General features: G+C 75.0%; 17 protein-coding genes. 5 read left to right on the plus strand and 12 right to left on the minus strand.

Annotated elements, in window-relative coordinates; genetic code table 11:
- Nucleotides 1-130: 130 nt before the first annotated feature.
- Nucleotides 131-1090 (plus strand): alpha/beta hydrolase, encoded by a 960-nt coding sequence (locus QSK52_RS21620; protein ID WP_285737772.1) that lies wholly within the window; start codon nt 131-133, stop codon nt 1088-1090.
- Nucleotides 1091-1246: 156 nt separating this feature from the next.
- A complete protein-coding gene (locus QSK52_RS21625) occupies nt 1247-2206 on the plus strand; it encodes a pirin family protein (RefSeq protein WP_285737773.1) in 960 nt (319 codons plus the stop codon).
- Nucleotides 2207-2715: 509 nt separating this feature from the next.
- Here QSK52_RS21625 and QSK52_RS21630 read toward each other — a convergent pair.
- The 6 genes from QSK52_RS21630 to QSK52_RS21655 all read right to left on the minus strand — a co-directional run bounded on the left by QSK52_RS21630 (nt 2716) and on the right by QSK52_RS21655 (nt 9134).
- A complete protein-coding gene (locus QSK52_RS21630; RefSeq protein ID WP_285737774.1) occupies nt 2716-3399 on the minus strand; it encodes a response regulator in 684 nt (227 codons plus the stop codon).
- A gap of 42 nt (nt 3400-3441) precedes the next feature.
- Complete coding sequence (locus QSK52_RS21635; protein ID WP_285737775.1) at nt 3442-4557, minus strand: sensor histidine kinase; 1116 nt, start codon at nt 4555-4557, stop codon at nt 3442-3444.
- A gap of 227 nt (nt 4558-4784) precedes the next feature.
- The gene (locus tag QSK52_RS21640; protein ID WP_285737776.1) at nt 4785-5429 is read right to left on the minus strand and encodes an ATP-dependent Clp protease proteolytic subunit; all 645 of its coding nucleotides are present in this window, start codon (nt 5427-5429) and stop codon (nt 4785-4787) included.
- Between the two features lie 617 nt (nt 5430-6046).
- The gene (locus QSK52_RS21645; RefSeq protein WP_285737777.1) at nt 6047-7444 is read right to left on the minus strand and encodes an NAD(P)/FAD-dependent oxidoreductase; all 1398 of its coding nucleotides are present in this window, start codon (nt 7442-7444) and stop codon (nt 6047-6049) included.
- Between the two features lie 176 nt (nt 7445-7620).
- Nucleotides 7621-8409 (minus strand): SDR family NAD(P)-dependent oxidoreductase, encoded by a 789-nt coding sequence (locus QSK52_RS21650; protein WP_285737778.1) that lies wholly within the window; start codon nt 8407-8409, stop codon nt 7621-7623.
- 68 nt (nt 8410-8477) lie between these two features.
- Nucleotides 8478-9134, minus strand: a complete 657-nt coding sequence (locus QSK52_RS21655; RefSeq protein ID WP_285737779.1) for an FMN-dependent NADH-azoreductase — start codon at nt 9132-9134, stop codon at nt 8478-8480.
- A gap of 153 nt (nt 9135-9287) precedes the next feature.
- On the opposite strand from QSK52_RS21655, the gene QSK52_RS21660 reads away from it, so the two are divergent.
- Complete coding sequence (locus QSK52_RS21660; protein WP_285737780.1) at nt 9288-9806, plus strand: MarR family winged helix-turn-helix transcriptional regulator; 519 nt, start codon at nt 9288-9290, stop codon at nt 9804-9806.
- 37 nt (nt 9807-9843) lie between these two features.
- Here QSK52_RS21660 and QSK52_RS21665 read toward each other — a convergent pair whose 3' ends face one another.
- Together QSK52_RS21665 and QSK52_RS21670 are read right to left on the minus strand one after the other, a co-directional pair.
- Entirely contained in the window at nt 9844-10452 is a 609-nt protein-coding gene (locus QSK52_RS21665) for an O-methyltransferase (RefSeq protein ID WP_285737781.1), read from the minus strand.
- Between the two features lie 50 nt (nt 10453-10502).
- Nucleotides 10503-11543, minus strand: coding sequence for an LPXTG cell wall anchor domain-containing protein (locus tag QSK52_RS21670; RefSeq protein ID WP_285737782.1), 1041 nt, complete (start codon nt 11541-11543; stop codon nt 10503-10505).
- 212 nt (nt 11544-11755) lie between these two features.
- Here QSK52_RS21670 and QSK52_RS21675 point away from each other — a divergent pair, with 212 nt between their 5' ends.
- Nucleotides 11756-12790: a patatin-like phospholipase family protein gene (locus QSK52_RS21675; protein ID WP_285737783.1), complete on the plus strand. Its 1035-nt coding sequence runs from the start codon at nt 11756-11758 to the stop codon at nt 12788-12790.
- A gap of 184 nt (nt 12791-12974) precedes the next feature.
- Here the strand turns inward: QSK52_RS21675 and QSK52_RS21680 are convergent, their stop codons facing one another.
- Complete coding sequence (locus tag QSK52_RS21680; RefSeq protein ID WP_285737784.1) at nt 12975-13499, minus strand: hypothetical protein; 525 nt, start codon at nt 13497-13499, stop codon at nt 12975-12977.
- A gap of 168 nt (nt 13500-13667) precedes the next feature.
- Nucleotides 13668-15302 (minus strand): hypothetical protein, encoded by a 1635-nt coding sequence (locus QSK52_RS21685; protein ID WP_285737785.1) that lies wholly within the window; start codon nt 15300-15302, stop codon nt 13668-13670.
- Nucleotides 15303-15445: 143 nt separating this feature from the next.
- Here QSK52_RS21685 and QSK52_RS21690 point away from each other — a divergent pair, with 143 nt between their 5' ends.
- Entirely contained in the window at nt 15446-16294 is an 849-nt protein-coding gene (locus QSK52_RS21690; protein ID WP_285737786.1) for a DUF6348 family protein, read from the plus strand.
- Nucleotides 16295-16395: 101 nt separating this feature from the next.
- On the opposite strand, the gene QSK52_RS21695 is transcribed toward QSK52_RS21690, so the two are convergent.
- Entirely contained in the window at nt 16396-16899 is a 504-nt protein-coding gene (locus QSK52_RS21695) for a nucleotide triphosphate diphosphatase NUDT15 (RefSeq protein ID WP_285737787.1), read from the minus strand.
- Nucleotides 16896-18395 (minus strand): SDR family NAD(P)-dependent oxidoreductase, encoded by a 1500-nt coding sequence (locus tag QSK52_RS21700; RefSeq protein ID WP_285737788.1) that lies wholly within the window; start codon nt 18393-18395, stop codon nt 16896-16898. The genes QSK52_RS21695 and QSK52_RS21700 overlap by 4 nt, the downstream gene beginning before the upstream one ends.
- Nucleotides 18396-18432 lie beyond the last annotated feature (37 nt).

Consider the following 18432-nt stretch of genomic DNA (forward strand, 5'->3'; position numbering starts at 1 on the left):
GTGCGGGGCCGTGCCGTACGGACCGGAAACCGCGGCGGGCCGTGCGCCGGAAACCGCGGCGGGCCGTTCCGGCGTCCAGTGAGGGGTCCGGGCGTCCGTCCGGGCGCGAGGGCGGCGGGAGGGAACGAGGGTGCGGGCCGGTACGGGGACTGACGCGGCGTCGGGGGCGGCGGGGACTGCGGCGGAGGCGGCGGAGCGGGACGGGCGGCAGCCCGCGGAGCGGTCCGGCGTCGGGCGGCGGCGCCTGCTCGGCGCGCTGGCGGTGACCGCGCTCGGGGCGGTGGCGGTCGGCGGGGCGGTGGTCGAGGACGTGCTGCCCGGCGGCGTCCGGCTGCGGCGGCTGCTCGGGATGACCGGGCAGGACGGCACGGTGCCGCAGGTCGCGGCCGGTCCGGTCCGCACCGCGACGGTGCGCTCCGCCGCCCGGGGGCGCGACGTCCGCCTGGTGGTGTTCGACCCGCCCGGCGAGCACGGCGACGACCTGCCGGTCTGCCTGGCCCTGCACGGGCGCGACGGCGACGCGGCCACCTTCACCGGGCTCGGCACCGCCCAGTTCCTGGCCGTCGCCGTCGCCGCCGGCACCCCGCCGTTCCGGGTGGTCGCCGTCGACGGCGGCGCCGCCACGTACTGGCACGCCCGCACCCCCGGCGACGACCCGATGGCGATGCTCACCACCGAACTGCCCCGCTGGCTCGCCGAGCGTTCGATGCCCGAACCGACCCGGGCCCTGGGCATCTCGATGGGCGGCTCCGGCGCGCTCCAGTACGCCCGGGCCCGGTCGGGGAGGCTGTCCGCCCTCGCGCTGCTCAGCCCCGCGCTGTTCCGCAGCTGGGCCGACGCCCGCACCGTCGACGCCTACCGCGACGAGGCCGACTGGCGCGAGCACGAACCCCTGCTGCACCTCGACGCCGTCGCCGGGGTCGGCCGCACCGGACTCTGGTGCGGCACCGAGGACCCCTTCTGCCCCGCCGCCCGCCGCCTCGCCGCCGCGCCCGGCGTCCGGTCGTCCTTCCCGCGGGGCGAGCACACCGGCGGGTTCTGGCGGCGCGTCATGCCGGACGCGATGGCGCAGCTCGGCGCGCGGGCGTAGGGCCTCTCGGGAGGGGGCGGCGCGGCGCGCGTGCGGGCGTGGGGCCTCTCGCGGGGGAGGGCCGCAGGGCGGCGTGCGGACGCGGCGGGGGAGGGGCGGCGACGCGCGGGCCGTGGCAACCGGGGGCGGCGGGACGGGCGGCCGATACTGGCGGCCATGAGCAACCTCGACCGGAAACCCGTCCCGGCCGTCTGCGGACGCCAGGCCGCCACCGGCCCCGTCAAGGACCTGCTGACCGGGCGCCGCGTTCCGCTCGGCGAGTCCACCGTGGTCCGGCGGCTGCTGCCCAACCTCGGCCGTCGGATGGTCGGCGCCTGGTGCTTCGTCGACCACTACGGCCCCGACGACATCGCCGACGAACCCGGCATGCAGGTGCCGCCGCACCCCCACATGGGCCTGCAGACCGTCAGCTGGCTGCACGAGGGGAGCGTCCTGCACCGGGACAGCCTCGGCAGCCTGCAGACCGTCCGCCCCCGCGAGCTCGGCCTGATGACCTCCGGCCGGGCCATCGCGCACTCCGAGGAGTCCCCGCGCGAGCACGCGCCCCTGCTGCACGGCGCCCAGCTCTGGGTCGCCCTGCCCGACGCCCACCGGCACACCGCCCCCGCCTTCGAGCACCACCCCGAACTCCCCGCCGTCACCGCCGACGGCCTGCACGCCCACCTCATCCTCGGCACCCTCGACGGCGCCACCTCGCCCGGCACCACCCACACCGCCCTCACCGGCGCCGACCTCACCCTCCGCGAGGGCGCCGCCCACCGCCTGCCCCTGGACGCCGACTTCGAGTACGCCGTCCTCGCCATGAGCGGCGCCGTCGACGTCGACGGCGTCCCCGTCGAACCCGGCTCGCTGCTCTACCTCGGCTGCGGCCGCCGCGAACTGCCGCTCCGCGCCCGCACCGACGCGGCCCTGCTGCTCCTGGGCGGCGAGCCCTTCGAGGAGCGCATCGTCATGTGGTGGAACTTCATCGGCCGCTCGCACGAGGAGATCGCGCAGGCCCGGTCCGACTGGGAGGCGGGAGCCCGCTTCGGCGAGGTGCACGGCTACGACGGGGCCCGGCTGTCCGCCCCGCAGCTGCCCGCCACGCCGCTGAAACCGCGCGGGCGGGTGCGCTGAGCTGTGACGACAGCGGCCTGCCGTTGCTGCGACAGCGACCCCGACCGTTAGGAACCGCGCCGGTGCCGGAAGCCGACCCTCGCCTCCCGTCGCGGCGAGCCCGACGTCATCGACCTCGGCAGGCTCCGCCACGTCGTCGAGCGGACCTTCGCCCCGCTCCACCGGCTCGAACGCCCCGCCGTCCGGTGGGAGGGACGCCTCGGCCTCCGCGACGCCTTCGTCCCGCTCGCCCGCTCGCCCGCTCGCCCGCGCGCTCGTCCGTCGAAGTCGCCTCGACCGACGGGCACGGTGGTCGTGCTGCGGGTTCCACGTACCGTCGCGCAGCAGGATCCGGCCCCGACCGGCAACCCGGTGGACGGCGGTGCTTCTGCGGCCACACACTGTCCACCGGAGTCCCGGCCCCACCGGGCGGCCCGGTCGGGCAGCGGTCCGACTCCGGTCCGGAGCGGGGGGAAACACGGCATTTCCGCAGTGGCTGCGGTCCCGGCACTCCGCCACGCAGGAGGAAGTCACGGCGGCGCTGGAGTCGCTGGACCTGCCCGGCACCGTCCGGTCGATCGCGACGGCGATCGACTCGGCCCGGGGGCCCGAGGAGGTGGACCGCAGCGGTCCGACCTCGGTGCGCAGCGTCCGTAGGGGGCTGCGGTCCCTGGCGGGACGGGCCGTCCGGCTGACCGCCGAGCAGTGGTACGGCAGGGGCGTGCACGTGCGCACGCAGGTCGGCGGTTCCGGTCTGTGGTGGTCGACCGCCGTCTGGGAGCGGGAGCGCGAGCTCCGAAGGTCTCCACGAGTCGCCGGGTGACGCTGGGCGCGAACAGCATCTCCCCCTCCGCGATCATCCCGACGGCGGCGAGCAGCCGTTCGGGCGGGGTGTCCTTGAGCAGGAAGCCGCTGGCGCCGGCCTTCAACGCCGCGAAGACGTAGCTGTCCAGGTCGAAGACGGTCAGCATGACGACCTTGGGCTTGGGCTCGGCGGCCTCGGCGAGGATCCGTTCGAGCGCGGCGATGCCGCTGATGCCGGGCAGCCGGATGTCCATCAGCACCACGTCCGGGCGGTGGCGGGCGGCCAGTTCGACGGCCTCCTCGCCGGTGGCGGCCTCCCCGGCCACCTCCAGTCCCGGCGCGGCCCGCACCAGGGCCGCCAGCCCGGCCCGGATCAGCACCTGGTCGTCCACGATCAGAACGGTCGTCACCTGCGCCGCCTCCCCCGTCGGCGGAGCGGCCCTGCGCCGCCCCTACGCCTCGCCCGCCGGAAGGGGGAGCGAGAACGCCACCGCGAACCCCCCGTGCGGCCGGGGGCCGGCGTCCACCGACCCGCCGTAGAGCTTGACGCGTTCACGGATCCCGATCAAACCGAGCCCCCCGCCGGGCAGCGGGGCCCCCGGGCGGTCCCCCGCACCGTCGTCCCCGACCTCGGCGTCCAGCCGGTCCGCCCCGTAGCGCAGGGCGACGGTGACCCGAGCAGACGCACCGGCGTGCTTGAGCACGTTGGTCAGCGCCTCCTGGACGACCCGGTACGCGCACAGGTCCACGCCCGGCGCGAGCGGGCGCGGCCGTCCGGTGACGGCGACCCGCACGTCCAGCCCGGCGGCGCGGGAGCGGTCGACCAGCTCGTCCAGGCCGTCCAGGCCGGGGGTGGGCAGGTACGGCCCGTCCTCGTCCGCGTCGGGGGCGAGCCGCAGCACCTGGAGCAGGCTCCGCATCTCCTCCAGCGCCTCCCGGCTGGTCGCGCCGATCGAGGCCAGGGCGGCCTTCGCAGCCGGCGGGTCGGAGTCGAACACGTACCCGGCCAGGCCGGCCTGCACGGCCAGCGCGGAGAGGTGGTGGGCGACCACGTCGTGCAACTCGCGGGCGATCCGCACCCGTTCCTCGACGACGGCGTGCCGGGCGCGAAGTTCCTGTTCCTGCCTCAACCGCTCGGTCAGCTCGGCGAGCCGGGCGTTGCGCTCGGACAGGCTGCGCATGCCGGTGGCGAAGTACCACACCGTCCCGACGCAGATCGCCGACTGCGCCAGCGCCAGGAGGGGCTGGATGCCGGCCGCCGTCCCGCTCACCATCCAGATGCCGGTGGTCGCCGCGGCGGCGACGGTCGCTCGGGCCGGGCGGTGCACGATCACGGTGTAGCAGGCCAGCAGGGGTGCCCACGGGTTCACCGACGGCTGGTACCGGGCAGCGGTGTAGGCCAGCAGTCCCGCGCAGGCGACCAGGAACACGACCCACGGCGCACGGCGCCGCAGCACCAGCGGCAGGTGAACCAGCAGGGTCAGTCCGATCGCCCACGCGTCGAACGGGCGCCAGCCCTGCGCGCGGTACTGGGCCCCGTACGTCTGGAGCGCGTAGACGACGGTCACCCCGGCCAAGGTGACCGCGAGAACCGCGTCGACCACCATCGGATCGGCTCGAAGCCGCCGTCCGTCCCCACCCTCGCGCATCCCCGCACCCTAGGGGGCGGCCCGGGCACCGGTCGTCAACCCTGGGGTTGACGAGAGCACGCGTCCTGCCGGGTGGCTCGGGGGCGGCGCGCCGGGCGGTGCGCCGGGGGAGGAGCGCGGCGGGGCTCCTCCCCCGGCGGGTCGGTTCAGCGCTTGAGGCCGCCGCCACCGCCGGGGAGGGAGGCGGTCGACTGCATGACCTTGTCGATGAGGCCGTACTCCATCGCCTCCTGCGCGGTGAACCAGCGGTCGCGGTCGGAGTCCTTGGTGATCTTGTCGACGTCCTGACCGGAGTGCGCGGCGATCAGCTCGGCCATCTCCAGCTTGGTCCTCAGCAGCTGCTGGGCGTAGATGCGGATGTCGCTGGCCGATCCGGCCAGGCCCGCGGAGGGCTGGTGCATGAGGATCTTGGTGTGCGGCAGCGCGAAGCGCTTGCCCGCCGCGCCGGCGGTGAGGAGGAACTGGCCCATCGAGGCGCAGAAGCCCATGGCGATGGTGACCACGTCGTTCCTGATGTACTGCATGGTGTCGTAGACCGCCATGCCGGCCGTGATCGAACCGCCGGGGGAGTTGATGTAGAGGTAGATGTCCTCCTCGGACTCGGCGGCCAGCATCAGCAGTTGGGCCGTGAGCTTGTTCGCGATGTCGTCGTCGACGGCCTGGCCGAGGAAGACGATGCGGTCCCTCAGCAGTCGGCTGAACACCTGGTCGCCGACGCCCCAGGGGGCCGCGCCCGCGTCGGCCCGGGGGCCGTCCGCCGAGAAACGCTCTCCGGCATCCTGATGAACCATTGTTCCCCCAACCGGGTTAACGGGTGCTCGGCGGGCCGCTGGAAGTCCGGCCCGTTGAAATGAACGGCCACGGCGGCCCCCTTTCACCACAAAGACTTTCGGCCGACTGTAGCAGGCGGAATGTCGGGAAGTCGGAGGCCGGATTTCGCCCTTGGCAGACGAAAGGCGGGTTTGGGGTGTTGCGGGAACAGAACGTGCAAAGCTGTGGGTGTGCCGGTCCGCTCCTGGGCGTGCTCGGGGGCCTGTGGCCTGGTGGGCGCTCAGCTGTGGTGGCAGAAGTGCCAGTTGGTGGGGATTGACGGCATGGGAGGGCGTGCGGCGGGAGGAGGTCGTGCCGTCGGTGCCGGACCCGGGATCTCGACGGGAGGAATGTGTCGTACTTGCCGGGATTCCTCGGCGTTGCGCCGTTTTTCGGCCCCGGTGCTCACGGGTGGAATTGCCTCGGCGGTGCCTGCCCGGGAATGCGCGACCGAGTCGGAATTCACTTTCCGCGTCGATGGGAATTCCCCCCCGGCGGGAGGTGATTTCCGCGCGCTGCCCGCCGGAGGGGCGGCAGGGCCGCGGCCGCCGCGGTGCCGTACCCGGGCCGAGGGGGCGGCCCGGCACCCGGTCGGGCGTCAGCTGTCGAAGCCGAGGCCGAGCCGGTCCATGGCCTTGAGCCAGAGGTTGCGGCGGCCGGCGCGGGCGTCGGCGCGGTGCAGGGACCACTGGGTGAGGCCGATGCCGAGGGAGCGGACCGGCTCCGGCGGGAAGGGCAGCGGCTTGCGGCGGACCAGCTCCAGGGCGGTGCGTTCGGTGCGGGCCCCGGCGAGCAGGTCGAGCATCACCTCGGCGCCGAAGCGGGTCGCGCCGACGCCCAGGCCGGTGTAGCCCGCGGCGTAGGCGACCCGGCCGCGGTGGCTGAGGTCGAAGAAGACGGAGAAGCGGGTGCAGGTGTCGATGGCGCCGCCCCAGGCGTGGGTGAAGCGCACGCCCTCCAACTGCGGGAAGGTGCGGGCGAAGTGCCGGGCCAGGGTGGCGAAGGTCTCGGGACGCTGGTCGCGGTCGGCGCTGACCCGGCCGCGGTGGCGGTGGACGACGTCGTAGCCGCCGAACAGGATCCGGTCGTCGGCGGAGATCCGGACGTAGTGGAAGTGGTTGTCGCTGTCCGCCCAGCCCTGGCGGTGCTGCCAGCCGATCGCGGCGAGCCGTTCGGCGCCGAGCGGTTCGGTCATCAGCGCGTAGTCGTACACCGGCACGGTGTACGGGCGGTGGCGGCGCAGCAGGGAGGGGAAGGCGTTGGTGGCGAGGGCGACGCGTCCGGCGGTGATCCGGCCGTAGGGGGTGCGGGCGGTGACGCCGGTGGGGGTGGCGGCGAGGTCGGCGGCGGGGGTGTGCTCGTGGATGCGGACGCCGAGCTCCTCGCAGGCCCGCTTGAGGCCCCAGGCGAGGCGGGCCGGGTTGACCATGGCGACGCCGTGGCGGTCCCACAGGCCGCCGAGGAAGGTGGGGGAGTCGATCTCGGCGCGGACCTCGTCCCGGTCGAGGACGTCGTGGTGGCTGCCGTAGCGGGCGGCGAGGTCGGCGAACTCGCGCAGTTCGCCGACCTGGTGGGGCCGGGTGGCGACGGTGAGGGAGCCGGTGCGCTGCCAGTCGCAGTCGATGCCGTAGCGGTGGACGGCGTCCTGCACCGCGTCGAGGTTGGCGCGGCCGAGCCGTTCGAGTTCGGCGAGTTCGGCGGGCCAGCGCTGGTGGCCGTTGGCGAGACCGTGGGTGAGGCTGGACTCGCAGAAGCCGCCGTTGCGCCCGGAGGCGGCCCAGCCGCACTCGCGGGCCTCGACCAGCAGGACGTCGCGCCCGGGGTCGCGCTCCTTGGCGAGCAGGGCGGTCCACAGGCCGCTGTAGCCGCCGCCGACCACCAGCAGGTCGCAGCGGGTGTCGCCGGTCAGGGCGGGGCGGGCGGCGGGCCGGCCGGGGTCGTCGAGCCAGAAGGGGGTGGGCTGGGCGTCCCGGAGGGCGTGGACGGGATCGGCCATGGCGGGGCTCCTTCGGCGGTGCGCGGGCGTGTCCGGGCCCCGCGCGGAGAGGACGGGGCCCGGAAGCCGCCATGAGACCGTGCGGGCGCGTTCAAGGTCAATGGCGTTGACGTAAGGAGGGGTGCGGACAGGGCACGGGCAGAGGGCGGGGCCGGGGCGGGGCCTGGGCGGGGCGGTCAGGGGCCGGTGTGCGGGGCGCGGGCCGCTGCCGAGCCGTCGCGGACCAGTTCACCGGTCAGGTTGCCGTTGGCGCCCGAGCCGAGGAACACCACCAGCCGGGCGACGTCCTCCGCATCGGAGAGGCGGCGGGTGGGCGTTCCGGCGGCGAGCCGGTCGGTGAGGGCGGCGGGGAGCGGCGGGCGGCTGTCGGTGAGGGTGAACCCGGGGGCCACCACGTTGACCAGGACGCCGTCCCGTCCGGCCTCCCAGGCCAGGCTGCGGGCCAGGCCGTGCAGGCCCGACTTGGCGGTGCCGTAGGGGCCGGGGCCCGGCACGCCCTCCTCCGCGACGCTGGAGGAGACCAGCACGATCCGCCCCCAGCCGCGGGCGCGCATGCCCGGCAGGACGGCGCGGACCTGGGCGACGGCCCCGATCAGGTTCGCGCCGATCATGGCCTGCCACTCCGCCAGCGGCACGTGCTCGAAGCGCACGGACGGGTCCGGCGGTCCGTCCCCGCCCCAGCGGACGGCGTTGGCGACCAGCACGTCCACCCCGCCCCACCGTTCGACCACCGCCCGCACGGCCCGCTCCACGCCGTCCAGGTCCTCCAGGTCGAGCCGGACGGCGCACGCCTGCCCGCCCCCGGCCGCGATCTCGGCGACGACCCTCCCGGCCTTCTCCGGGCTGTGCCGGTAGGTGACCGCCACCCTGGCGCCCTCCCGGCCGTACGCCCGGGCGGTCGCGGCGCCGATGCCGGTCGAGGCGCCGGTGACCAGGACCACGCGGCCCTCCAGTTCGGTGTCCATCGTGCGGAGTCCTTTCCGTTGCTCGCGGGAGCGAGGGGAGGGGGTGGGAAGGGGGTGCGATGGGCGGTTCAGGCGGCGGGCGTGCGGGTGGCCAGGGCCGCGACCCGGGCGAGCGCCTCGGTGCGGGAGGCTTCGTGGGCGTCCCGGAGTTCGGCGAGGAACGGCATCACCGGCGCGTGGGTCAGCTCGGTGTGCACGAACTCCAGGTCGGTCAGGCCGAGCGCGGTGAAGTAGGCGCGCAGGTACGGTTCCTGGAAGTCGAACGGCTCCCGGGGCGTGCCGGGTCCGTACGCGCCGCCGCGGGCGCCGAGGACCACGGCGGACTTGCCCGCGAGCGGGAGCCAGGGCAGCGTGACCCGGTCCAGCCAGACCTTGAGCGCCGCCGGGACGGTGAAGTTGTACATCGGTGCCCCGATGGCCAGGACGTCCGCCCCGAGCAGTTCCACGACCAGTGGCCGGGTGGCGTCCCACGCCCGGGCGAGGTCCGGCGCGGCGGCGGCCACCGCGTCCATGGCGGCGAGGTCCCGTACGCCGTGCAGCGAGGAGAGGGCGGACAGCCGGACGCGCGCCTCGTCGAGCGGCTGCACCGGGTCGGCCACGAGATCGCGGTGGGCGTACGTGCCGTCCGGGTGGGCGGCCCTCCAGTGGGCGGCGAAGGCCGTTCCGAGCTTCCGGGAGAACGAGTCGCTGCGGGCGCTGGCGTCGAGGTGCAGTAACTGCGGCACGTGGTTCCTTCCGGTGGGGTGGGAGTGCGACGCTCTGCGACCGCAATTAGACTAGACCGAGATGATCTGAAGTCAAGACGATCTCGGAACAAGACGATATTGGGTGGGGACGATGCTCGGCTGGGATGATCCGGGTTTTGTTACTCTGCCGCCATGCCCCACCCCACCCCCGCCGATGGCCCGGCGCCGGACAGTCGGCTCCACGACGACCTGCACTGGCTGCTGGCCCGGCTCAAGCAGGGTCTCGCCACCGCGCAGGCTCCGGCCCTCCGGGCGCACGGCCTGTCGCTGTGGGGCTACACGGTGCTGATGGCGGTGGTCGACGCACCGACCAGGAGTCAGTTGGCCCTGGCGCAGGCGGTCTCCGTCGACAAGAGCAAACTCGTCCTGGTCATCGACGAGTTGGAGGCCGCCGGACTGGTGCGCCGCCGACCCGACCCGGCTGACCGGCGGGCCCGCATCGTCGAGGCCACCGACACCGGCCGCCGCGTCCTGGACGCCGCGCGCGAGGACGTCCTGGCGATCGAGGACCACCTGCTGGCCGATCTGGAGCCGCGGGCCCAGCAGTCCCTGCGCGCCCTGCTCGCCGGGCTGGTCGGCGAGCCTGTCGTCCGGGTCGAGAACGGCCGGGAGTACGAGGGGCCCTGCGCCCCTGCGCCGAGCGACACCTGACTCCGCGGTGGGGGGTGCTCCGGCGGGTGGTGGGGTGTCAGGGGCGGCGGGTGGCGAGCAGGGTGGAGAGGTCGGGGGCGAGGCGGACCTCGGTGGTGAGCAGGGCCGGGTGGTCGTACCAGACGGTGCGGCCGGTGTCGGGGGTGCCCCGGTAGGTGGGCGGCCAGGTGGTGAGCGGGGTGAGGTCGTCGACCACCAGGGTGCCGCCGGGGGTGAGCAGCTGCTCCGGGTCGGCGGCCGCGGTCTGCTTGCCGTTGCCGCCGCCGTCCAGCACCAGCAGGTCGAACGGGCCGTGCGGGTGGATCGCGGTCCAGTCGCCGTGCAGCACCTCCAGGTCGGGTACGTCGGCGAACAACTCCCGTACCGCGGCCACGCGTTCGGCCTCCCGCTCGACGCTCACCACCCGTACGCCGGGGCGCCGCCCGGCCAGCAGCCAGCCCAGCCCGACTCCGCAGCCGGTGCCGGTCTCGCCGATCCGCCCGCCCGGGCCCGCGCCCGCGGCGAGGGCCTGCAGCAGCCGTCCGTGCTCCGGGCGACAGGACTGGTCGAAGCCCGTCCTGATCGCCAACTCGACGGCCCGGGCGACCGGTTCGGGCAACCCGGCGGTGTCGGTGGCGGCGTGGGCGGAGGTGCCGAGGACGGACATGCCGTCACCCTAGCGTGGCACAGGGTGACGGCGGGGGCGGACGGCGAAGGTCAGCGCCGACGGCGGCGGGAGAGCGCCAGCGCTCCGGCGCCCAGCGCGCACAGGGCCAGTGCGGTGGCCCCCAGGGCGAGGGTGCTGCCGTCGGCGCCGGTGTCCGGCAGCGGGACGGGGGCCGGGCTGGTGGGCGTGGACGTGGGGGTGGGCATCGGGGTCGGGGTCGGAGTAGGGGTGGGCGTGGGCGTGGGCGTGGGCTCCTCGGTCGGGTGCGGGCTCGGGCTGGGGGAGGGGCTCGGCGACGGGCTGGGGCTGGGGTCGGCGTTCGGGCAGGTGACGTGGACCTCGCCGAGGCGGGCGTCGGTGATCTCGCCGGTGTAGAGCTGTCGGCCCTGCAGGTCGTTGAAGGTGCCCGAGACGTGGACGTCCAGCCAGGCATCCGCGGTGTACTGGCGGCTCTGCACGGCCGGGTCGGCGTGCTGGGTGACGGTGACGTCCAGCGTGGAGGGCCCGATGGTGGCGGGCAGGCCGAGGTCCGCGCCGGTGATCCGGAGCTGGGTGGTGCCGACGCCGACCCGTCGGCCGAGGACGGTCACCTGGTCGCCGTCGGTGTGGTTGTACGCCAGCGCGAACGGGCCGACCGGCGGCGGCACGCACTCCGCGTACGAGTCCAGGGAGGCGACCGAGCCGGCCTCGACCGGGCCGTAGTGGATCAGCTCGGTGGAGTTGAACCACACCACCAGGTCGGTGAGTTGGGCCTGCGCGAAGTACTTGGCGGTGGAGGTCTCGGTCCGGGTGGTGCGGGTGGCGATGCTGATCCGGGACAGCATCCCGTCCGGGTCCGAGGCGAAGTCCGCGGTGTCGCTGTCGGGCACCGTGCTGGAACTCGCGGTGCCGTACGTGCCGTGGTAGGCCGACAGGCCGATCGCCGGGACGTCCCGGGTGGTCAGTTGCACCAGCGTCGCGCTCGCCAGGTCCCCCGGTGCGGCGGACGCGGAACGTGCGGAGGGCAGCAGGGTGACCGCCGCGACGGCGCCGGTGGCGGCGAGGACGGCGGTGGCGGCGCGCAGCCGGGGCGCGTGGTGGAGGAGGGCCATCGACCACACATAACAGGGCGAAAGGGACGCCGCGGTCGGGACGCGCCCGCGGACGCCCCGGTGGTGGAGCGCGGCGGGGCCGGACGGCGCACCGGGTTCGTGTGCGACACTTCTGGGCGTTCCGGACGGACCGCCCCGGCTCCCGGTGGCGGCACCCGGTTCGCGGTGACGGTGACGGGCACGAGCGCGGGAGCGGGAGCGGGAGCAAGGGCGTGGACCAGCAGGACTTCGAGGCTGCGGGGGCCGCGGGCGCGGCGGGCGCGGCGCGGCACGGCGTCCTGGCCGCCCTCGCCGAGCGGCGGCGCACCGCGAGCCGCCCCGGTGCGCGCACCGACGGCCGGCGGATCGCCCTCGCCGTCGAGGGCGGCGGCATGCGCGGCATCATCTCCGGCGGCATGGCGCTCTCCCTCCACGAGGCCGGGCTCACCGGCGCGTTCGACGCCGTCTACGGGGCCTCCGCGGGGGCGCTGACCGGGGCGTGGCTGCTCAGCAGCGACCCCGGGCAGCTCGCGGGCTGGGCCGACGCCGAGTACGCCCGGGCGATGATCCGCCCCGGCAACCCGCTGCGCGGCCGTCCCGTCGTCGACCTGTACAACCTGGTCGAGCACCTCTACGCGCACGTCGCCCGGATGGACTTCGACGCGATCCTGGCCAACCCCACCACCCTGCACCCGCTCGCCACCCACACCGGCACCGGCGTCTCCACCGACCTCCACCCGCTGCTCACCGACCCGGCCCGGCTGCGCCTGGCCCTGCGCGCCAGCGCCGCGCTCCCGCTGCTCGCCGGGCCGCCCGTCGAACTCGACGGCAGCCACTACTACGACGCCGGACTGGCCGAGTCCGTCCCGTTCCGCACCGCGCTCGCCCAGGGCGCCACCCACGTGCTGGTGCTGCGTTCGCGCGGCCCGGTCGCGGCGACGGCGGGCCCGGCAGCGACGGCGGCAGCGGCCCCGGCGGCGGTCGTCCCTTCGCGCGGCTCCCGGATGATCGCCCGGACCGTGCTGCGGCGCTATCCGGCGGCGCTGCGCGACTCCTACCTGGCGCGGGCCGAACGGCTGCTGGCCGACGAGGAGTTGCTCGGCCGTCACGACCTGGCCCCGCCCGCCGACGGCCCGGCGGTGCTCTCGGTCCGCCCCGGTCCGGACGCCCCGAAGGTCGGGCGCCTCGCCCGGGACCCGGCACTGCTGCAGGCCGCGCTGGCGGCCGGGCGGGCGGCCATGGACGACCTGCTCGCGCGCCTGCCCTGAGCTCCCGGGCGGCGCCGGGTCGGGGGGCGCCGGGTCGGGGGCGCCGGGCCGACCGGTCCGAGGGCCGGGCGGGTCCGTCCGGGCGCCACCCACGGGTCGGCGCGGCGCGACTCCTGTCCGGGGCCGGCCGAACGGTTGTTCGTCGACGGGGAGTTGCCCGGCCGCGGCGGCCGTCCCGGGCCGGTCAGCCGGCCCGGCGCAGCAGGACGCCGCGGCTGCCCGGGGCGAGGCCATCCTGCGCGGGGAGCGGGGCGGCCAGGTCGATCTCCTCCACCAGCAGCCAGCCCTGCTGGGTGGAGAGCCACGGGCGCAGTCGTCCGTCGAGCGCGGACGGGGCGAGGGCGACGAACAGCAGGTCGGTGGGGAGGGCGTGCAGCAGTTCCAGGTCCTGGCCCGCGTGCAGGGTGTCGATCAGCAGGACCGCGCCGAAGCGGCGGCGCACGGGGGGCGGGGCGGCGAGGTCGGCCCCGCTCAGCCGCAGCCGGGCCCGGCCGCGCAACCGGCTCCACAGCCGGGCCCGCAGCGCCGGGTCGGGTTCGGCGGCGTGCACGGTGTACCCGGCCCGCAGCAGGCGTCCGGTCAGCGCGCCCTCACCGGCGCCGAGTTCGGCCAGGGCGCCGCTGCCGGGCGGGCGGTGGCGGGTGACCCAGGCGGCGGTGGCGTCCAGCCGCTCGGCCTCGTACTCGGAGGCCAGCAGAGTCTCGGCCACGGTCACGTCCCGTCGCAGGGGTCCAAACGGCCGCGATCGCGAGCCGCTACGACCCTAGCCACCTGGTTCGTTCGTGGTCCATACCAGCACGGCGAAAAATTTACGGTTCACGGTCAATTCACAGAGTGGGGACGTTCGGTGAGGGCGCGGCGGTCCCGGCGGGGCGGGTCACTCCGCGGCTTCGAAGCCGTTGACCCCGTCCATGTCGTCGACGGTGTCGAGGTCGAGCTCGAAGTCGTCGTCGTAGCGGCCGTCGTGTTCGGCGACGGGCTGGCGGTGGGGGGAGACCCGGCCCAGCTGGAGCGCCGGGTACATGGCGGCGGGGTCGTCGGCGATGATGCCGTCGGGGTGGGCGGTGGCGTTCGGGTCCTCGGTGCTGACCCGGGTGCCACTGCCGCGGCGCTGGCCGCCGCGGAGGCCGGAGCCGCCGACCGGGCCGTAGCCGCCGTGGCCCATGGCCATCGCGCCCATCATGCCGGGCGGGACGGAGCGGCCCGCCGAGTTGGTCGTGGTGGAGGGGGAGGAGCCGCCCCCGGAGCCGGAGTTGGCGGTCCCCTCGGCGGAGGTCTGGGTCTCCAGGCGGGTGCTGCTCTTCGCGCTGCCCGACGAGCCGCTGCCCGGGACGGCGAGCCGGGTGGAGAAGCCGACGCCGCCCTGGGCGCCGACACCGCCGTGACCGCCCGCGGAGCCCGAGCCGGAACCGAGGTCCGAGCCGGAGCCCGAGCCCGAGCCCGAACCGTGCGAACCCCCCTTCAGCACCGGCTCCTTGAGGCCGAGGGTGTTGGTGCCACTGCTCCGGCCGCTGCCGCTGCCGGCCCGGGAGCCGGTCGGGCCGAGCTTGGGCATCAGCGCGGCGAACGCGGCGAGCCCGGCGTCGCCGCCGCCGATGCGGGGCGCGTTCAGCTGGGAGTGCGTGCCGCCGATCGTCGCGTTCGGGCTGAGCGGGTTGGCGGCGAGGGAGGTGAGGCTGTTCAGGACGGTGCGGTTGCTGTCCTCGTTCTCGTTGAGGTTCCCCGCCATCCTGTCCATCTTGTCGGCGGTGTCGCGGAACGAGGCGAGGATCCGCTTGAGGACGTCCTCGGCGATGGTCTGCAGCACCTTCTCGGCGGCCTCGATCACCAACTTGCCGAACTTGTCGCCGGATTCGCCCATCTTCAGGCTCTGCACGATCCGCTTGAAGTTGGTGCCGTGCGTCTCGATGTCGTCCGCGTCGCGGCGCAACCCGGCCGCGCACTCGGCGAGTTGGGCGAGGTCGATGGAGAATCCCTGGCCGTTGGAGTTGTTGGCCGGGGTGGGCAGGACCTTCTCCGCGGCCTTCACGATCATGTCCTCGATCGGCCGGGTGATGGTCTCGGCGAGCTTGCCGACCGCCGCCTCCAGCAGCTGGTTCATGATCTCGCGGCCCATCCGCAGCACCGCCGCCGCGCTCCACGGGCCGGTGGACGAGGCGGCGGCCAACTGCGCCTGGATGGAGAAGAGCTGGGCGATGGACTGGGTCTTGGCCAGCTCGACCACCACGGCCGCGGCGCGCAGCACCTTGGCCACCGTGTGGCAGATCTCGGTGATCTTCTTGGAGTACTTGGTGATGGTGCTCCACAGCTCGGAGAGCCGGTCCGCCGAAGCGCCCTGGTAGACCTCGTGCAGCAGGGCCAGCGCCTTGTCCGCCGTCATCTGGGCGCCGTCCAGCGCACCGGCGAACTTCTCCAACTGGTCGGCCAGTTGGTTGAGCTCGTCCTCGTTGGCCCCCGGGAAGCGCACGCCGAGGAGGCCGATGAGGTGGTTGAGCCCCGATGGTAGTTCCACAGCCATTGCCGCCCCCAGCTGCTGCCCGCGGTAAGTCCCTGATCGCGCAGTGCGACGATACACACAGCGGACGACAACGACCACCTGACCGATCCATCTCGGGCACATTGTGGGCGAACCTGCACAACGTTACGGTGTGCGCCATGGCATGGGGATCATGGTGGCGCGGCCGGTCCGGCACCGGCCCGGGCGCGCCCGGCGGGAGTGCGGAACGGCCTTCCGCGCAGGCGGTGTTGGGTGCGGTGGCGGACGAACTGTCCGCGCTGCACGGCGAGCAGTGGCGGGTCGAGGGCGAGGAGGTGCGCGGGCCCGGCGCGTTGGCGGTGCGGCTCGGCGAACCGCGGGAGGACGACCCGGACCGGCTGGAGCTGGTGTTCCTGGCCGACCGGGACCGCCCGGAGACCGCCGTGCCGGACCAACTCGCCGGAGCCGACGGCGGATTCGGCGTCGGCGGATTCGGCGTCGGCGGTGGCACCGGGGGTGGAGGTGCCGGGGGCGGCGACCAGGACCCGCTGCGCCGGGGCGTCGAGGTGTGGGCGTCCACCGCGGGCGCCGCGCTGATCGAACTCGTCGCCCACAACGGCCGGTTCGCCGGTCACCTGGACCCGACCGACCCGGACGGCCTGCCCGGCTGGCACGCCATCCACGGCGGCGTGGTCGGCTGGGGCACCGGCAAGCGCTTCCACGACGTGCAGGACTGGCTGGTCCGCAACCCCGTCCTGCCCGCGCTCGCCCCGGCCCTGGGCGGTGACCTCGGACGGGACCAACTCGTCGGCGTCCAGGTGTGCTTCGGCGGCGGCGCCGGTCGGCGGACGGCCGAGGTCCGGGTGCACGGGGAGGTGCACGCCGCCGCGTCCGCGGCGCTCGCCGCGCTGGACTGGCCGCGGGTCACCGAGGGCGACGCCTACGCCCGGACCTTCGTCCTGCTGGTGCGCCGCGCCGGGGCCCGCCCCCCGGCCGAGGTCGGCCTCCGGGCGGCCGGGCGGAAGTGAGCCGAGGGGGCGTGAGCCCGGGCGGGGTGCCGGGAACCCCCGGCACCTCCGGGCGCCCGGAGCGCGGCTCGGGCATGTCCTGACGGTCCGTCAGGGAGCCGTCAGGGGGCCTGCGGGGGCGTCGGGTAGTGCCAGGTGCCGCCCGGGGCCCGGTAGTTCGGCAGCCAGGCCGACAGGACCTGTGCGGACGGGTAGAACATCGGCTCGGGGAGCGCGTCCACCGCGACGCGCTCCCAACCGGCGCAGGCGTGCGGCTCGGTCACCAGCGCCTCGGCCAGGCTCGGCGGGGCCAGCACCGCCGCCGTCACCCGGGTGCGGCCCAGTTCGTGGTCGAGCAGCACCGCCAGCACCCGCATCTGCTCGGCGGGCAGCACGATGCCGGTCTCCTCGGCCAACTCCCGCGCGGCAGCCGCCTCGAAGGACTCGCCGGGGTGGTCCACCTTGCCGCCGGGCAGGCTCCAGGTCGGCGACTCCCCGGCGGTGGTGCGCCGTCCGATCAGCACCCGCCCGTCCCCGGTCGGCACGATCACGCCCGCGCCGACCAGCGGCGGCAACGGGTGTGCGGTGGCCGGGGGCCGAGCGCCGATGGAGTGGACGTCCGTCACCACTTGCCCTTCTGGTAGTCCTTCAGGAAGCAACCGTACAGGTCCTCGCCCAACTCGCCCCGGACGATCGGGTCGTACACCCGGGCCGCGCCGTCCACCAGGTCGAGCGGGGCGTGGAAGCCCTCCTCGTGCAGGCGCATCTTCTCCGGGTGCGGGCGCTCGTCGGTGATCCAGCCGGTGTCCACCGCGGTCATCAGGATGCCGTCGGTCTCGAACATCTCCTGCGCGCTGGTGCGGGTCAGCATGTTCAGCGCGGCCTTGGCCATGTTGGTGTGCGGGTGACCCGAGCCCTTGTAGCCGCGCTCGAAGACGCCCTCCATCGCGGAGACGTTGACCACGTACTTGCGGCGCGCGGAGGACGCGGCCAGGGCCGGGCGCAGCTGCGAGATCAGGATGAACGGGGCGGTGGAGTTGCACAGTTGCACCTCCAGCAGCTCGATCGGGCCGACCTCGGAGACGGTCTGCACCCAGCTGTTGGTGGGGGCCAGGTCCGGCACCAGGCCGCCGGCGTCGATCGCGGTGCCCGCCGCGATCCGCTCCGGCGAGGCCGAACCCGTCACCAGGGCCAGCGAGGTGACCTCCTCGGCGCTCACCGACGGCCGCTCGCCGCGGTTCTGCCCCGGCAGGGCGGGCACGTCCACCGCGCCCGAGCCGAACCGGCCGATCACCGTGGAGGCGGGCAGCGCGCCCGCGGGCAGCGGCGCGCTCTCGGCCGCCACCAGTTCGCGGTACGCCTCGGGGGAGCGGCGCACGGTCTGCGCCGCGTTGTTGATCAGGATGTCCAGCGGGCCGTCCGCGGCCACCTCGTCCGCCAGCGCCATCACCTGCGCCGGGTCGCGCAGGTCGATGCCGACGATCTTCAGGCGGTGGATCCAGTCGGCGCTGTCCGGCATCGCGGTGAAGCGGCGGATCGCGTCGTTCGGGAAGCGGGTGGTGATGGTGGTGTGCGCGCCGTCGCGCAGCAGGCACAGCGCGATGTACATGCCGATCTTGGCGCGGCCGCCGGTCAGCAGCGCCCGCCGGCCGGTCAGGTCGGTCCGGGCGTGCCGCCGCGAGCGGTTCAGCGCGGCGCAGCTGCGGCACAGCTGGTGGTAGAACGCGTCCACCTCGACGTACCGCTGCTTGCAGGTGTAGCAGGAGCGCGGGCGTTCCAGGATCCCGGCCAGCTCGGTGGTGGTCTCGGTGCTCAGCCCGAACACGCCCGCCGTCTCGTCGTCGATCCGGCCCGGCGCGCCCGTCGCGGTCCTCGCCGTCACCGCGCGGTCGTTCGCGGTCTTGCGGGCCCGGGTCTCCTGGCGGCGGCGCTGCTTCAGGGTGCGGAAGAGGCCGCCGACCGCCATCCGGACCCGGATCGCGTCCGGGTGGTCGACGTGGATCTCGTCCAGCTCGGCGAGCACCTCCAGGCACAGCTCCAGGCGCTCGGGGTCGATGCCCTTGCCGTAGTCGGTGTCGTCCTCGACCGGGGCGCTGCCCGGGCCGCTCTGCTGGTTCGTCACTGCCGATGCTTCCTCGATCGCCCCATCCGTACCGCCG

The sequence above is a fragment of the Kitasatospora phosalacinea genome, from assembly GCF_030268885.1.
Taxonomy (GTDB): domain Bacteria; phylum Actinomycetota; class Actinomycetes; order Streptomycetales; family Streptomycetaceae; genus Kitasatospora; species Kitasatospora phosalacinea_C.

Coding starts and splice junctions, on each gene's coding strand:
- QSK52_RS21645 (WP_285737777.1), bottom strand. CDS start 7,444: ATGGCCGATCCCGTCCACGCCCTCCGGGACGCCCAGCCCACCCCCTTC.
- QSK52_RS21650 (WP_285737778.1), bottom strand. CDS start 8,409: ATGGACACCGAACTGGAGGGCCGCGTGGTCCTGGTCACCGGCGCCTCG.
- QSK52_RS21660 (WP_285737780.1), top strand. CDS start 9,288: ATGCCCCACCCCACCCCCGCCGATGGCCCGGCGCCGGACAGTCGGCTC.
- QSK52_RS21665 (WP_285737781.1), bottom strand. CDS start 10,452: ATGTCCGTCCTCGGCACCTCCGCCCACGCCGCCACCGACACCGCCGGG.
- QSK52_RS21640 (WP_285737776.1), bottom strand. CDS start 5,429: ATGGTTCATCAGGATGCCGGAGAGCGTTTCTCGGCGGACGGCCCCCGG.
- QSK52_RS21625 (WP_285737773.1), top strand. CDS start 1,247: ATGAGCAACCTCGACCGGAAACCCGTCCCGGCCGTCTGCGGACGCCAG.
- QSK52_RS21690 (WP_285737786.1), top strand. CDS start 15,446: ATGGCATGGGGATCATGGTGGCGCGGCCGGTCCGGCACCGGCCCGGGC.
- QSK52_RS21670 (WP_285737782.1), bottom strand. CDS start 11,543: ATGGCCCTCCTCCACCACGCGCCCCGGCTGCGCGCCGCCACCGCCGTC.